Consider the following 14,134-nt stretch of genomic DNA (forward strand, 5'->3'; position numbering starts at 1 on the left):
CTGATACTGCTATTACTGCGGGATATCGCTGGTCGGCTTAGCCGGTGCAGCTGGCTGAGTTTGCTCGGATTTCGCCGGTGCGCTCAGATTTTCCCACTCGCTTCCTTTACTGGTCTTGTTGCTATTGATATTGCCAAGCGCCAGACTGATGATGAAAAACAGCGTTGCCAGAATCGCCGTTGCGCGGGTCATGAAGTTACCAGAACCACTTGAACCGAACAGCGTACCAGAAGCGCCTGCTCCAAAAGAGGCCCCCATATCAGCGCCTTTACCTTGCTGCAGCATGATCAACGCTACCAGAGCGATGGCTACAATAAGGAAAACTACCAAAAGAGCTTCGTACATAATCAACCTGTTCCTTGCGGATTTGCCGCATACCAATGCTTCGACCAATAAGCAGGAGTTTTTCTTTCCCACTGAAGCGGGTGTGAATACTAACCAAAGCGAATGACCTTCGCAAGGGCAATTTCAGCTCATTGTATCAAGTGCGGAAAAAAACAGCAAAACCGCAGCCACTGAGCAAAATAAAGGCGGCAAGCGCCGCCTTTTTAGACACTTAACGGAAGTTACGCCGCTTTTACAGCATCCGCGATGCGATGCGCAAACTCGGTCACCTGCGCTTCGTCTTCCCCTTCCACCATCACGCGGATCAGCGGCTCGGTGCCAGACTTACGCAGCAGGACACGGCCACGGGAACCCAGCGCCGCTTCAACCTCAGCCATCACCGCTTTCACGTTTTCGTTTTCCAGCGGATCGCCTTTACCGGCCGTGAAGCGGACGTTAACCAGAATCTGCGGGAACATCTTCATGCCGCTGCACAGATCGTGCAGGGACATATGGTTACGCACCATCGCCGCGACAACCTGCAGACTGGCCACAATGCCGTCACCAGTGGTGGTTTTGTCGAGCAGGATCACGTGGCCGGAGTTTTCCGCGCCGATGCGCCAGCCCTTCTCCTGCAGTTTTTCCAGCACGTAGCGGTCGCCCACTTTCGCGCGCACAAACGGGATACCCAGCTGTTTGAGGGCCAGCTCCAGACCCATGTTGCTCATCAGCGTACCAACGGCACCGCCGCGCAGCTGGCCCTGGCGCAGCCCTTCACGGGCAATGATATAGAGGATCTGATCCCCGTCGACCTTATTGCCTTCGTGGTCAACCATGATCACGCGGTCGCCGTCGCCGTCATAGGCGATGCCCAGATCGGCCTTCTCTGCCATCACGCGCGCCTGCAGAGCACGGACGTCCGTGGCGCCCACTTCGGCGTTGATGTTCAGCCCGTTAGGCTCGCAGCCAATAGCCACAACCTGCGCGCCCAGCTCGCGGAACACGTTCGGGGCGATGTGGTAAGTAGCACCGTTCGCACAGTCGACCACGATTTTCAGATGGCCCAGGCTCAGCTCGTTCGGGAAGGTGCCTTTACAGAATTCAATGTAGCGGCCTGCAGCATCAACGATGCGGCTGGCTTTACCCAGCTCAGCAGAGTCCACGCAGGTCAGCTCTTTTTCCATCTCTGCTTCGATGGCTTCTTCAACTTCATCCGGCAGTTTGGTGCCATCGATGGAGAAGAATTTGATGCCGTTATCGTAGAACGGGTTATGCGATGCAGAGATCACAATCCCTGCTTCTGCGCGGAAGGCACGGGTGAGATAGGCGACGGCTGGCGTCGGCATTGGACCGGTAAAGGAGGCAGACAGCCCCGCCGCAGAAAGGCCAGCTTCCAGCGCCGATTCGAGCATATAGCCAGAGATACGCGTGTCTTTGCCAATGATGATTTTACGCGAGCCGTGGCTGGCCAGTACCTTGCCAGCCGCCCAGCCTAACTTCAGCACAAACTCAGGTGTGATTGGCGCATCGCCCACGCGTCCACGAATGCCGTCGGTACCAAAATATTTACGATTACTCATAGCGGGAGTTTTCCTTAGCTGCCAGTGTGGCTTCCACCACTCGCATGGCTTCTGCTGTCTCTTTTACGTCATGGACGCGAATAATATGCGCTCCCTGCATCGCTGCAATCACCGCGCAGGCCAGACTGCCGCTCAGGCGGTCGGATGGCCCAACGTTAAGCAGCTGACCTACCATTGATTTTCGTGACATCCCGACCAGCAGCGGCAGGCCAAAATGGTGAAACTCAGATAAGCGCGCAAGAAGCTCGAAGTTATGAGAGAGATTTTTACCGAAACCGAATCCCGGGTCGAGCAGCAATTTCTCTTTTGCGATACCGGCACGTTCACAACGCGCAATATGCTCAACAAAGTAACGGTTCACATCCGCAAATACGTCATCATATTTCGGCGCATCCTGCATGGTTTTCGGCTGGCCCTGCATGTGCATCAGACAGACCGGCAGCCCGGTCTCGGCCGCCGCCTCAAGCGCCCCCGGCTCGGTAAGGGAGCGAATGTCATTAATAATGTGAGCGCCCACTCTCGCTGACTCGCGAATGACCTCCGGTTTAGAGGTATCCACCGAAATCCAGACCTCGAAACGCTGCGCCAGTGCTTCGACAACCGGGATCACCCGGGACAACTCTTCGTCAACGCTGACATCTGCCGCGCCCGGCCGCGTCGACTCCCCGCCAACGTCAATAATAGTCGCCCCGGCGTTGATCATCAGGTTCGCATGCCGGACCGCCTCAATCAGCGTGTTATGCGTGCCGCCATCGGAGAAAGAGTCTGGCGTGACGTTCAGGATCCCCATCACATTTGGATGAGTCAGATCGAGATAAGAATCCTGGGCGAAGAGTTTCATGGCTAATCCCTGATTTTTTGGTTAAGCAGACAAGAAAAACCCCGGGGCAAGCCCCAGGGTTTCAGGTAAAGAGAACATCATCTACAGCGCTGACTTATTTGTCGCCCAACTGTTCTGACATGGTATTGCCCGGGTTTGGCGTACGCGGTTCATCGACCGGACGCGGCGCACGTGGCGTGTCATTGTTGTCAGAGTTGTTGGAGGTGCCTGGATCTTCCCAACCAGCTGGCGGACGCACATCACGGCGTGCCATCAGGTCGTCGATCTGCGGTGCGTCGATGGTTTCATATTTCATGAGCGCATCTTTCATCGCGTGCAGGATGTCCATATTGTCGTTCAGGATCTGACGCGCGCGACCGTAATTACGTTCAACGAGCGACTTCACTTCCTGATCGATGATACGCGCTGTTTCATCGGACATGTGCTTCGCTTTCGCGACGCTACGACCGAGGAACACTTCGCCCTCTTCTTCCGCATACAGCAGCGGACCGAGTTTGTCGGAGAAGCCCCACTGGGTCACCATGTTACGTGCCAGGTTGGTCGCGACTTTAATGTCGTTGGACGCACCGGTCGAAACATGTTCCACACCGTAGATAATCTCTTCTGCCAGACGACCACCGTAGAGGGTTGAAATCTGACTTTCCAGTTTCTGGCGGCTGGCACTGATGGCATCGCCTTCCGGCAGGAAGAACGTTACGCCCAGCGCACGACCACGCGGAATAATCGTCACTTTATGCACCGGATCGTGTTCCGGCACCAGGCGACCGATAATCGCATGACCTGCTTCGTGGTAAGCCGTGGACTCTTTCTGCGCTTCCGTCATCACCATGGAGCGACGTTCCGCACCCATCATGATTTTGTCTTTCGCTTTCTCGAACTCCACCATCGATACCACACGCTTGTTGCCGCGAGCAGCAAACAGTGCAGCTTCGTTCACGAGGTTAGCCAGATCCGCACCGGAGAAGCCCGGGGTACCGCGTGCAATGATTGCCGCATCGATGTCCGGAGACAGCGGTACGCGACGCATGTGCACTTTCAGGATCTGCTCACGACCACGAACGTCTGGCAGACCGACCACAACCTGACGGTCGAAACGGCCTGGACGCAGCAGCGCAGGGTCAAGAACGTCCGGACGGTTAGTCGCCGCGATAACGATGATACCTTCGTTACCTTCGAAACCGTCCATCTCAACCAGCATCTGGTTCAGGGTCTGCTCACGTTCATCGTGACCGCCACCCAGGCCTGCGCCACGCTGGCGGCCCACGGCGTCGATTTCATCGATGAAGATGATGCACGGTGCCGCTTTCTTGGCCTGTTCGAACATGTCGCGCACACGGGACGCACCGACACCAACGAACATTTCCACGAAGTCAGAACCGGAAATGGTAAAGAACGGTACCTTCGCTTCACCGGCGATGGCTTTCGCCAGCAGGGTTTTACCGGTACCCGGAGGGCCGACCATCAGGACGCCTTTCGGGATCTTACCGCCCAGTTTCTGGAAGCGGCTCGGCTCACGCAGGTATTCAACCAGCTCACCCACCTCTTCTTTTGCTTCGTCGCAACCTGCCACGTCAGCAAAAGTGGTTTTGATCTGGTCTTCCGTCAACATACGCGCCTTACTCTTGCCGAACGACATGGCACCTTTGCCACCGCCGCCCTGCATTTGACGCATAAAGAAGATCCAGACGCCGATAAGCAGCAGCATCGGGAACCAGGAAATGAAGATAGAAGCCAGCAGGCTTGGCTCTTCCGGCGGCTCACCTACCACCTTGACGTTTTTAGTCAGAAGGTTATCAAGCAGCTTAGGATCGTTCACCGGAATGTAAGTCGTGTAACGGTTACTATCTTTCTTGGTAACGTTGATCTCACGTCCGTTGATACGCGCTTCGCGAACCTGATCCTGGTTGACCTCTTGCAGGAAGGTAGAGTAGTCCACCTTACGGCCATTAGACTCGCTGGGCCCAAAGCTCTGGAATACTGACATCAGCACAACGGCAATGACCAGCCAGAGTATTAGGTTTTTCGCCATGTCACTCAAGGGATTAACCTCTTATTACAACTGTGTTAAAAACAGCGTCAGGATACTCAGTATCCGATTTATTTCAAACTTTCGCCTGAAACTCACCGGCTATCATTTTCGCCCGGTCGCTACAATATACACTTCACGTGAACGCGCACGTGAAGAGTCCGGCTTACGAACTTTGACCTTCGCAAACAGGGAGCGAATTTCCTTCAGATACTCCTCGAAACCTTCGCCCTGGAACACCTTCACTAAAAAACTACCACCCGGCGCTAATACATCACGACTCATTTCTAACGCCAGTTCTACCAGATACATGGAGCGGGGGATATCCACCGCCGGTGTTCCGCACATATTTGGCGCCATATCGGACATGACAACCTGAACTTTACTGTCACCTACACGTTCAAGTAACGCTTTCAGTACTAATTCATCACGAAAATCGCCCTGAAGGAAGTCCACACCAACGATGGGATCCATAGGTAAAAGATCGCAGGCGATGATTCGGCCGGTTCCGCCGATTTGTGTCACCGCATATTGCGACCAACCACCGGGCGCAGCACCGAGGTCGACTACCGTCATCCCCGGCTTAAAGAGTTTGTCACTTTGCTGTATTTCATCAAGTTTAAACCAGGCACGGGAACGTAACCCCTTTTTCTGTGCCTGTAGAACATATTTATCGCTAAAGTGTTCCTGGAGCCAGCGGCTCGAGCTTGCAGAACGCTTTTTACCTGTCATTTAACTTTCCGTCCTGGTTCATCGTAGCCTGTGGTGTAAATATCCACTCAGCAATTTGGCGATATTAGGGAGATGGCGGTAGAATGAACCGTTTTCAATCCCAACGTAAGCAAAAATATACGATGAATCTGAGTACTAAACAAAAACAGCACCTTAAAGGTCTGGCACATCCGCTCAAGCCTGTAGTCATGCTTGGCAACAATGGTTTGACCGAAGGGGTACTGGCCGAGATTGAACAAGCGCTGGAGCACCACGAATTAATCAAAGTGAAAATCGCCTCTGAAGACAGAGAGACCAAGACTTTGATCGTGGAAGCAATCGTGCGCGAAACCGGCGCCTGTAATGTACAGGTCATCGGTAAAACGCTGGTGCTCTACCGCCCATCTAAAGAGCGTAAAATCTCGCTGCCACGCTAAGATTATCCTGAATTGAACACATTTTCTGTGTAAAACGAGGGGTTTTTCTTTAGCAGGTGAGCAAAATGCCATGCTCCTTGAGTTGATAAAAGGCCGCTATGCGGCCTTTTTCCTATCTTTACAATGTATCAACATCTGGCTGGAGATGCGAATTACAGGTAATCAACCTTGATAATTTCGAACTCCACTTCCCCACCCGGGGTGCGGATGGTGACCACATCATCCTGCTCTTTGCCAATCAGACCGCGGGCAATCGGCGAGTTTACTGAGATCAGATTCTGCTTAAAATCGGCCTCATCATCCCCCACGATGCGGTAAGAAACTTCTTCATCGTTATCCAGATTGATCACGGTGACGGTGCAGCCAAAAATGACACGCCCGTTGTTTGGCATTTTTGTGATATCAATCACCTGCGCGTTCGACAGCTTGGCTTCGATATCTTTAATACGCCCTTCGCAGAAACCCTGTTGTTCACGCGCAGCGTGGTACTCGGCGTTCTCTTTCAGATCGCCATGCTCACGCGCATCCGCGATAGCGGCAATGATTTCAGGGCGGCGCACAGATTTCAGAAAATCCAGTTCTTCGCGCAGTTTTTCAGCCCCACGTAAGGTCATCGGAATAGCTTGCATTTGTTATACCTCTTTGACATTCCTGTTGGGTACGGGTAACCGACCCGACGACTGGCCCCGCAGGCATCACAGCCTGGCACAGGTCAGAAGCAAAAGAAAACTGACCCGGAAGCAAAGTTCCAGGTCAGCAGCAATTTTTCAATTTGATACGTATTTTAACGCGAAGTTCAGTATGGGTCATCGTTTACTTTACAGGGCGTTGGGCCGTAGTATGGCGGTTTGTTTCCGGGTTGTTAGCGCGAGATTATGCGATTTTCCAGATTTATCATCGGATTGACCACCACGATTGCGTTCACTGTCCAGGCAGCGAACGTTGACGAGTATATTAATCAGCTGCCCGATGGCGCCAACCTTGCCCTGATCGTGCAGAAGGTGGGTGCCCAAGCGCCTGAGATAGATTATCACAGCCAGCAGATGGCCCTGCCCGCCAGTACACAAAAGGTGATCACGGCGCTGGCCGCCCTGCTGCAGCTGGGGCCCGATTTTCGTTTCACCACCACGCTTGAAAGCAAAGGCAACGTCGAGAGCGGCGTGCTGAAAGGCGATCTTATCGCCCGTTTTGGCGGCGATCCGACGTTTAAGCGTCAGGATATCCGCAACATGGTCGCCGTGCTAAAGAAGTCAGGCGTGCAGCGCATTGAAGGCAATGTGCTTATCGACACGTCCATCTTCGCCAGCCATGATAAAGCCCCAGGCTGGCCGTGGAACGACATGACCCAGTGCTTTAGCGCACCGCCTGCGGCCGCGATCGTCGATCGCAACTGCTTCTCCATCTCACTGTACAGCGCGCCAAAACCCAATGATTTAGCCTTTATCCGGGTGGCGTCATACTATCCCGTCACCATGTTCAGCCAGGTGCAAACCCTCGCGAAAGGGTCGCCGGAAGCGCAGTACTGTGAGCTGGACGTGGTTCCGGGCGATCTCAACCGCTTTACGCTGACCGGCTGCCTGACACAACGCGCCGATCCGCTGCCGCTGGCCTTCGCTATCCAGGATGGCGCAGGCTATGCCGGGGCGATCCTGAAAGACGAACTTAAGCAGGCCAATATCACCTACAGCGGCACGCTGTTGCGCCAGACACAGAGCAACGAGCCGGGCACCGTGATTGCCAGTAAGCAATCAGCGCCGCTGCACGATCTGCTGAAGATCATGCTGAAAAAATCAGACAACATGATCGCCGACACCGTGTTTCGCATGATTGGCCACGCCCGCTTCGGCGTACCTGGCACCTGGCGTGCCGGTTCGGATGCGGTCCGGCAGATCCTGCGTCAGCAGGCCAATATCGATCTTGGGAATACCATCGCGGTGGATGGCTCCGGTCTTTCGCGTCACAACCTGATCTCGCCTGCTACCATGATGCAGGTTCTTCAGTACATTGCTCAGCACGACACTGAACTAAACTTTATCTCGATGCTGCCGCTCGCCGGATATGACGGCTCCCTGCAGTACCGGGCCGGCCTGCATGCCGCCGGCGTGGATGGCAAAGTCTCCGCGAAGACGGGCTCACTGCAGGGCGTATATAACCTTGCCGGGTTTATCACCACGGCCAGCGGGCAGCGAATGGCATTTGTGCAATATCTTTCAGGCTACGCGGTTGAACCTGCAGACCAACGCAATCGCCGTATTCCGCTGGTGCGCTTTGAGAGCCGGCTTTACAAGGATATCTACCAGAATAACTAGCGATGAAATTACTCATTGTTGAAGACGATCTGCTGCTGCAGGAAGGCCTGGCCCTGGCGCTCTCTGCCGAGGGCTATACGCTGGATTGCGCTGGCACTGCGGCCGAGGCTGATGGCCTTATCCAGAGCGGCGAATACAGCCTGGTGATCCTCGATCTTGGGCTACCCGATAAAGACGGAGCCACCCTGCTCAGCCAGTGGCGTCGTCGCGGAGTGGATAATCCGGTGCTGATCCTGACGGCGCGCGATGCGCTCGAAGACAGGATCAACGGCTTAGACTCCGGTGCCGACGACTATCTGGTGAAACCCTTTGCCCTCGCGGAACTGCAGGCGCGGGCCAGAGCCTTGATCCGACGTTATCAGGGGCACAGTGATAACCTGCTCAGCGACGGCGATCTGACGCTGAATCTGCAGACGCAGCAGGTATTACAGCAGTCCCAGCCGGTTGAGGTCACGCCGAAAGAGTTCGCCCTGCTGACGCGGTTAATCATGCGCACCGGGCAGACCGTTCACCGCGAAACCTTACAGCAGGATATCTACTCCTGGCAGGACGATCCTGGCTCGAACACCCTGGAGGTTCATATCCATAACCTGCGGCGTAAGCTGGGCAAAGATCGGATCAAAACCGTGCGCGGCGTGGGCTATCGTCTGGAGAGTCAAAAATGAACAGCATGCGCCGTCGTCTGATGGTGCTGTTAGCAGTCATTCTGCTGTTCTTTCAACTGGTCAGCGTCATCTGGCTCTGGCATGAAAGCCGGGAGCAGATCAGCTTCCTGGTCAACGAGACGCTTTCAGCCAAAGCGCGCAACCAGCATGTAGAGAAAGAGATCCGGGAGGCGATTGCCTCGTTGCTGGTGCCCTCGCTGGTGATGGTCGGTTTTACGCTGCTCTTCTCCTTCTGGGCGGTCAGCTGGATCACCCGCCCGCTCAATCAGCTCCGCTCCAGCCTGGCAAATCGTTCTGCTGATAACCTCTCCCCACTGCCGATGTATTCCGACATGGAAGAAATTGGCGCCGTCACCACCTCCCTGAATCAGCTTCTTGCCCGCCTGGATCAAACCATTCAGCAGGAGCGTCTGTTCACCGCTGACGCCGCGCACGAGCTGCGCACGCCGCTGGCGGGCATTCGCCTGCATCTGGAGCTGATGGCGCAGTCAGGCTCGCCTCAGGCGACGACGCTGATTGCCCGTATCGACCAGCTGATGCATACCGTGGAGCAGCTCCTGATGCTGGCTCGAGCGGGTCAGGCCATGGCCAGCGGCCATTACGAGACGGTTAACTGGAGCGAATCCATTTTTGCCCCGCTGGCGCTGGAGAATGAGGCCAAAGATCATACCCTGATCTGGCCGCAGACGGGCTCCCAGAGCGTCCAGGGTGATGCGATCCTGCTAAGACTGATGCTGCGCAATTTGCTGGAAAACGCGGTGCGTTACAGTCCGGCGGGAACCACCATCGAAGTCAGGATGCAGGAAATCGACGATGGCACGCTGGTGAGCGTCTGCGATCGGGGACCAGGCATTGATGAGGCTCACCGCCAGTCGATTACCGAGCCGTTTCGTCGTATCGATCAACGCTATGGCGGAAGCGGGCTGGGGTTGAGCATCGTACAGCGTATCGTGCAGCTACACCGAGGCAAACTGACTCTGGAAAATCGCCCCGAAGGCGGATTGAAGGTCGGCTGCTGGCTACCGGCAAAACTGAACTAAAAAAAACCCCCCTTGATAAGGGGGCCATTGACGGTCTTAACGCTTGTAGATGAATTCGACGCCTTCTTCGTCGTCTTCGTCCCAGTCGTCATCCCAGTCTTCGTCGTCTTCTTCTTCCGTCTGCTCTTCAAGCTGCTGACGGTGGTAGTCATCCCACATGAATTCGACTTTCTCAGGCTGTTTCGCCTCTTCTGCCTGCGTAACCGGGTTCTCGATGATGAAGGTCATCACGTCCCAGCACAGATCTTTCACGCCCATCTGGCTTGCAGCGGAGATGAGATAGTATTTATCTTCCCAGCCCATCGCTTCAGCAATGGCTTTCGCCTTCGCTTCGGCTTCTTCTTTGTCCATCAGGTCGATCTTGTTGAAGACCAGCCAGCGCGGCTTAGCAGCCAGCTTATCGCTGTATTTTTCCAGCTCGCCAATAATGATGCGGGCGTTTTCTACCGGATCGGAACCGTCGATCGGATCGATATCGATGAGGTGCAGCAGAACGCGGCAGCGCTCAAGGTGTTTCAGGAAGCGGATCCCTAAACCAGCCCCTTCCGCGGCGCCTTCGATCAGACCCGGGATATCGGCTACGACGAAGCTCTTCTCGGTGTCCATACGCACCACGCCGAGGCTTGGCACCAGAGTGGTAAACGGATAGTCAGCCACTTTCGGCTTGGCCGCAGAAACCGCGCGGATGAAGGTGGATTTACCGGCATTCGGCATCCCCAGCATCCCAACGTCTGCCAGCAGCATCAGCTCAAGCTGCAGATCGCGCTTATCACCCGGCGTACCCATCGTTTTTTGACGCGGGGAACGGTTCACGGAGGATTTGAAGCGGGTGTTGCCCAGGCCGTGCCAGCCGCCTTTTGCGACCATCAGACGCTGACCGTGTTTGGTCATATCGCCCATGGTTTCGCCCGTGCCCTGATCGATAACACGCGTCCCGACCGGCACTTTTACGCTGACATCTTTACCGCGTTTGCCGGTACAGTCACGGCTCTGGCCGTTCTGGCCACGCTCTGCGCGGAAAGCTTTCTCGAAACGGTAGTCGATCAGGGTGTTAAGGTTTTCGTCGGCTTCAAGCCATACGTCACCGCCGTCGCCGCCGTCGCCGCCGTCAGGGCCGCCACGTGGAATGTATTTTTCTCGGCGGAAGCTTACGCAACCATTACCGCCATCACCTGCCACGACCAGGATCGTTGCTTCATCAACAAACTTCATTTTACTCTCCGTAAATCATTCGCCTGAGCGGGGGACACTACAACCGCTTCATTTTTGCGCCAACGTCCCCAAAGACGATGACCAATGGCGGAATACATCGCGCCCGCAACCACGACAAACGCACCGAGATAAGCCAACAGGTTTAACATCGGTTTGACGAAGAAATCGGGCCAGGCCATTGATAATAAATCTGAAAATAACAGCGTAAACAGCGGGGTCAGCGTAATCAGTGCGCTTACCTGCGCTGCCTGCCAGCGCGCCATCGCTTCTGCCAGCGCGCCATAGCCGACTAACGTATTCAGACCACAAAAGATCAAACACGCCAGCTGCCAGTCGCTTAACTGGGTAATCACTCCCGGTTTCGCCAGCGGCAACAGTGCAATAGTACATAAAGTGTACAGCAAAAACAGGATCTGCTGTGACGCCAGACGGCGCAATAACACCTTTTGCGCGACGCCATAACTTACCCACACCGCCGCTGCACTCACGCCGAAAATCACACCCCAGGTGTAATCCGTCAGGCGGGTAAATATCTCTATCAGACTGGTATTGAAGAACAACACCAGACCGCAGAGCAGCATCAGCGCCCCGATAATCTGCGTGCCACGCATCTTCTCTTTGAGGATGAAGACGCTGGCCACCATCATGCCGACCGGTGAGAGCTGGCCGATGACCTGCGAGGCCGTAGGGCTGAGGTATTGCAGGGAAGAACTGAACAGAATGAAGTTGCCAAACAGGCCACCCGTCGCAATCGCCAGCATTACCAGCCAGCGCGGTTTACGAAAGATGCGCAGCGGGGGAAGCTTACCTTTGATCGCAAGGATCGTTCCCAACCCTATACCGGCCATCAGAAAGCGGTAGAACACCACCGTCGGCGGCTCCATCACTTCCAGTACCTGCTTCATTGCAATTGGCAGAGCACCCCAGCACATTGCGGTAGTGAGCGCCAAAAGAATACCAATGCCGGCCTGCTGCTTCATGCCCGTTTTCCCTACAGAAAAAATTACCGGGTTTCCAATGTAAAAAGCCCCGCAACACGTTGCGGGGCTTTAATCCGTTACCGGACCGAGAAAACCTTACTCAGCAACAATGCTGATGTATTTACGGTTGTTCGGGCCTTTAACTTCAAATTTCACTTTACCGTCTGCTTTAGCAAACAGAGTGTGGTCACGACCGCAACCTACGTTGTTACCCGCGTGGAACTTAGTGCCACGCTGACGAACGATGATGCTACCCGCCAGAACAGTTTCGCCACCGAAACGCTTAACGCCAAGGCGTTTAGCTTCTGAATCGCGACCGTTACGTGTGGAGCCGCCAGCCTTTTTATGTGCCATTTAAATCTCTCCTCAGGTCTTAGGCGCTGATGCCAGTAATTTTCACATCAGTGAACCACTGACGGTGGCCCTGCTGCTTACGGTAGTGTTTACGACGACGAAACTTAACGATCTTAATTTTCTCGCCACGACCATGAGCAACAACTTCAGCTTTGATAACGCCGCCATCAACGAAAGGAACGCCGATTTTGACTTCTTCACCGTTTGCGATCATCAGAACTTCAGCGAACTCAACAGCTTCGCCAGTTGCGATGTCCAGCTTTTCCAGGCGAACGGTCTGACCTTCGCTTACTCGGTGTTGTTTACCACCACTTTGGAAAACCGCGTACATATAAACTCCGCTTCCGCGCACATCCTCGTGTGATTCAGAGTGCGCTATAAATATTCACAATAGGGCGCGAATATTACGCAAAACGCGAGCCTTTGACAAGTGCTACCGTCAATACATGAAGAAAAAAAACACAACACGTACGGTAACGTTTATCTGAGGCGTTTTTTCAGTACAATCAGCGCTACTATTGATAAACCGAACCCTACGTTAGCCCATTTGAAATGTGGAAAACAGGACTATAAGCCCGGCTTTTGCGATGAATTTAGAAAAAATCAATGAGTTAACCGCGCAAGATATGGCGGGTGTAAATGCAGCGATCCTGGAACAGCTCGACTCTGACGTTTCCCTAATCAATCAGTTGGGTTACTACATCGTTAGCGGCGGGGGCAAACGCATCCGTCCGATGATCGCTGTGCTGGCCGCTCGCGCGGTAGGCTATCAGGGCAATGCGCACGTCACTATTGCGGCGCTGATCGAATTTATTCATACCGCCACGCTGCTGCATGATGACGTTGTCGATGAGTCCGATATGCGTCGTGGCAAAGCCACCGCCAACGCGGCGTTTGGCAATGCTGCCAGCGTGCTGGTCGGTGATTTTATCTATACCCGTGCCTTCCAGATGATGACCAGCCTCGGCTCGCTGAAGGTCCTGGAAGTGATGTCCAAAGCGGTGAACGTTATCGCGGAAGGCGAAGTTCTGCAGCTCATGAACGTCAACGACCCGGACATCACCGAAGAGAACTACATGCGGGTGATCTACAGCAAAACCGCCCGTCTGTTTGAGGCTGCGGCCCAGTGCTCCGGTATTCTTGCCGGCTGTTCTGAGGCGCAGGAACGTGGTCTGCAGGATTATGGCCGCTACCTGGGCACCGCCTTCCAGCTGATCGACGATCTGCTCGATTACAGCGCTGATGGCGAAACGCTGGGCAAAAACGTCGGTGATGACCTCAATGAGGGCAAACCGACGCTTCCGCTACTGCACGCCATGCGTAACGGCACCCCTGAGCAGGCAAACCTGATCCGCGAAGCCATTGAGCAAGGAAACGGCCGACACCTTCTGGAACCAGTACTGGAAGCAATGGCAACCTGTGGCTCCCTGGAATGGACGCGTCAGCGTGCCGAGGAAGAAGCGGATAAAGCCATAGTCGCACTTCAGGTCATCCCTGACAGCCCTTGGCGAGACGCCCTGATCGGTCTCGCGCATATTGCTGTTCAGCGCGATCGATAAGGAACCCAGGAACTCTCTTTTTCATGAAAAGAGAGTTCCGGTAAGTTCCAAATAATATCCATAACGTTGTTAAAGAATCCGCTTACAGGCCTCATG

At 54.6% G+C, this 14,134-nt stretch carries 15 protein-coding genes; 5 read left to right on the forward strand and 10 right to left on the reverse strand.

Features of this window, described 5'->3' with window-relative positions; genetic code table 11:
- Positions 1–12 precede the first annotated feature (12 nt).
- The 5 genes from secG to rlmE form a co-directional block, all read right to left on the reverse strand.
- On the reverse strand, positions 13–345 hold the full coding sequence (gene secG / locus AAHB66_RS20795) for a preprotein translocase subunit SecG (RefSeq protein ID WP_032614427.1): 333 nt from the start codon (positions 343–345) through the stop codon (positions 13–15).
- A 221-nt stretch (positions 346–566) separates the two neighbouring features.
- Positions 567–1,904, reverse strand: a complete 1,338-nt coding sequence (gene glmM, locus AAHB66_RS20800; protein WP_347114382.1) for a phosphoglucosamine mutase — start codon at positions 1,902–1,904, stop codon at positions 567–569.
- Entirely contained in the window at positions 1,897–2,745 is an 849-nt protein-coding gene (folP, locus tag AAHB66_RS20805; RefSeq protein WP_347114383.1) for a dihydropteroate synthase, read from the reverse strand. Before folP ends, glmM begins: the two co-directional genes overlap by 8 nt.
- Positions 2,746–2,839: 94 nt before the next feature.
- Complete coding sequence (gene ftsH / locus AAHB66_RS20810) at positions 2,840–4,774, reverse strand: ATP-dependent zinc metalloprotease FtsH (RefSeq protein ID WP_347114384.1); 1,935 nt, start codon at positions 4,772–4,774, stop codon at positions 2,840–2,842.
- A 102-nt stretch (positions 4,775–4,876) separates the two neighbouring features.
- Complete coding sequence (gene rlmE / locus AAHB66_RS20815; protein WP_106994817.1) at positions 4,877–5,503, reverse strand: 23S rRNA (uridine(2552)-2'-O)-methyltransferase RlmE; 627 nt, start codon at positions 5,501–5,503, stop codon at positions 4,877–4,879.
- Positions 5,504–5,625: 122 nt separating this feature from the next.
- Here rlmE and yhbY point away from each other — a divergent pair, with 122 nt between their 5' ends.
- Positions 5,626–5,919: a ribosome assembly RNA-binding protein YhbY gene (gene yhbY, locus AAHB66_RS20820; RefSeq protein WP_095099897.1), complete on the forward strand. Its 294-nt coding sequence runs from the start codon at positions 5,626–5,628 to the stop codon at positions 5,917–5,919.
- A 152-nt stretch (positions 5,920–6,071) separates the two neighbouring features.
- Here yhbY and greA read toward each other — a convergent pair whose 3' ends face one another.
- Complete coding sequence (gene greA / locus AAHB66_RS20825) at positions 6,072–6,548, reverse strand: transcription elongation factor GreA (protein WP_142487242.1); 477 nt, start codon at positions 6,546–6,548, stop codon at positions 6,072–6,074.
- 246 nt (positions 6,549–6,794) lie between these two features.
- Here greA and dacB point away from each other — a divergent pair, with 246 nt between their 5' ends.
- The 3 genes from dacB to pmrB are packed head-to-tail and all read left to right on the forward strand — an operon-like array spanning position 6,795 to position 9,933.
- A complete protein-coding gene (gene dacB / locus AAHB66_RS20830; RefSeq protein WP_347114385.1) occupies positions 6,795–8,228 on the forward strand; it encodes a serine-type D-Ala-D-Ala carboxypeptidase in 1,434 nt (477 codons plus the stop codon).
- A gap of 2 nt (positions 8,229–8,230) precedes the next feature.
- Positions 8,231–8,893 carry a two-component system response regulator PmrA gene (gene pmrA, locus AAHB66_RS20835; RefSeq protein ID WP_106994820.1) on the forward strand — a complete coding sequence of 221 codons (663 nt, stop codon included), beginning with the start codon at positions 8,231–8,233 and terminating at the stop codon, positions 8,891–8,893.
- On the forward strand, positions 8,890–9,933 hold the full coding sequence (gene pmrB, locus AAHB66_RS20840) for a two-component system sensor histidine kinase PmrB (protein WP_347114387.1): 1,044 nt from the start codon (positions 8,890–8,892) through the stop codon (positions 9,931–9,933). Before pmrA ends, pmrB begins: the two co-directional genes overlap by 4 nt.
- Positions 9,934–9,969: 36 nt before the next feature.
- Here the strand turns inward: pmrB and cgtA are convergent, their stop codons facing one another.
- The 4 genes from cgtA to rplU form a co-directional block, all read right to left on the reverse strand.
- Positions 9,970–11,145: an Obg family GTPase CgtA gene (gene cgtA, locus AAHB66_RS20845; RefSeq protein ID WP_333853409.1), complete on the reverse strand. Its 1,176-nt coding sequence runs from the start codon at positions 11,143–11,145 to the stop codon at positions 9,970–9,972.
- Positions 11,142–12,125, reverse strand: coding sequence for a DMT family transporter (locus AAHB66_RS20850; RefSeq protein ID WP_337017607.1), 984 nt, complete (start codon positions 12,123–12,125; stop codon positions 11,142–11,144). Before AAHB66_RS20850 ends, cgtA begins: the two co-directional genes overlap by 4 nt.
- A 96-nt stretch (positions 12,126–12,221) precedes the next feature.
- On the reverse strand, positions 12,222–12,479 hold the full coding sequence (gene rpmA / locus AAHB66_RS20855) for a 50S ribosomal protein L27 (RefSeq protein WP_007673187.1): 258 nt from the start codon (positions 12,477–12,479) through the stop codon (positions 12,222–12,224).
- 19 nt (positions 12,480–12,498) lie between these two features.
- A complete protein-coding gene (gene rplU, locus AAHB66_RS20860; protein ID WP_106994824.1) occupies positions 12,499–12,810 on the reverse strand; it encodes a 50S ribosomal protein L21 in 312 nt (103 codons plus the stop codon).
- Between the two features lie 256 nt (positions 12,811–13,066).
- Between rplU and ispB the strand changes: the two genes are divergently transcribed.
- Positions 13,067–14,038 (forward strand): octaprenyl diphosphate synthase, encoded by a 972-nt coding sequence (gene ispB / locus AAHB66_RS20865; RefSeq protein ID WP_347114388.1) that lies wholly within the window; start codon positions 13,067–13,069, stop codon positions 14,036–14,038.
- The last annotated feature ends 96 nt before the right edge of the window (positions 14,039–14,134 follow it).

Origin of the sequence: Leclercia sp. S52 (genome assembly GCF_039727615.1) — a bacterium.
Classification (GTDB): domain Bacteria; phylum Pseudomonadota; class Gammaproteobacteria; order Enterobacterales; family Enterobacteriaceae; genus Enterobacter; species Enterobacter adecarboxylatus_B.

What these genes read in the sequence shown, in the direction of transcription:
- pmrA (WP_106994820.1), top strand. Translation starts at nt 8,231, where the DNA reads ATGAAATTACTCATTGTTGAAGACGATCTGCTGCTGCAGGAAGGCCTG.
- folP (WP_347114383.1), bottom strand. Translation starts at nt 2,745, where the DNA reads ATGAAACTCTTCGCCCAGGATTCTTATCTCGATCTGACTCATCCAAAT.
- cgtA (WP_333853409.1), bottom strand. Translation starts at nt 11,145, where the DNA reads ATGAAGTTTGTTGATGAAGCAACGATCCTGGTCGTGGCAGGTGATGGC.
- dacB (WP_347114385.1), top strand. Translation starts at nt 6,795, where the DNA reads ATGCGATTTTCCAGATTTATCATCGGATTGACCACCACGATTGCGTTC.
- rlmE (WP_106994817.1), bottom strand. Translation starts at nt 5,503, where the DNA reads ATGACAGGTAAAAAGCGTTCTGCAAGCTCGAGCCGCTGGCTCCAGGAA.
- ispB (WP_347114388.1), top strand. Translation starts at nt 13,067, where the DNA reads ATGAATTTAGAAAAAATCAATGAGTTAACCGCGCAAGATATGGCGGGT.
- pmrB (WP_347114387.1), top strand. Translation starts at nt 8,890, where the DNA reads ATGAACAGCATGCGCCGTCGTCTGATGGTGCTGTTAGCAGTCATTCTG.
- rplU (WP_106994824.1), bottom strand. Translation starts at nt 12,810, where the DNA reads ATGTACGCGGTTTTCCAAAGTGGTGGTAAACAACACCGAGTAAGCGAA.
- greA (WP_142487242.1), bottom strand. Translation starts at nt 6,548, where the DNA reads ATGCAAGCTATTCCGATGACCTTACGTGGGGCTGAAAAACTGCGCGAA.
- ftsH (WP_347114384.1), bottom strand. Translation starts at nt 4,774, where the DNA reads ATGGCGAAAAACCTAATACTCTGGCTGGTCATTGCCGTTGTGCTGATG.
- AAHB66_RS20850 (WP_337017607.1), bottom strand. Translation starts at nt 12,125, where the DNA reads ATGAAGCAGCAGGCCGGCATTGGTATTCTTTTGGCGCTCACTACCGCA.
- glmM (WP_347114382.1), bottom strand. Translation starts at nt 1,904, where the DNA reads ATGAGTAATCGTAAATATTTTGGTACCGACGGCATTCGTGGACGCGTG.
- rpmA (WP_007673187.1), bottom strand. Translation starts at nt 12,479, where the DNA reads ATGGCACATAAAAAGGCTGGCGGCTCCACACGTAACGGTCGCGATTCA.
- secG (WP_032614427.1), bottom strand. Translation starts at nt 345, where the DNA reads ATGTACGAAGCTCTTTTGGTAGTTTTCCTTATTGTAGCCATCGCTCTG.
- yhbY (WP_095099897.1), top strand. Translation starts at nt 5,626, where the DNA reads ATGAATCTGAGTACTAAACAAAAACAGCACCTTAAAGGTCTGGCACAT.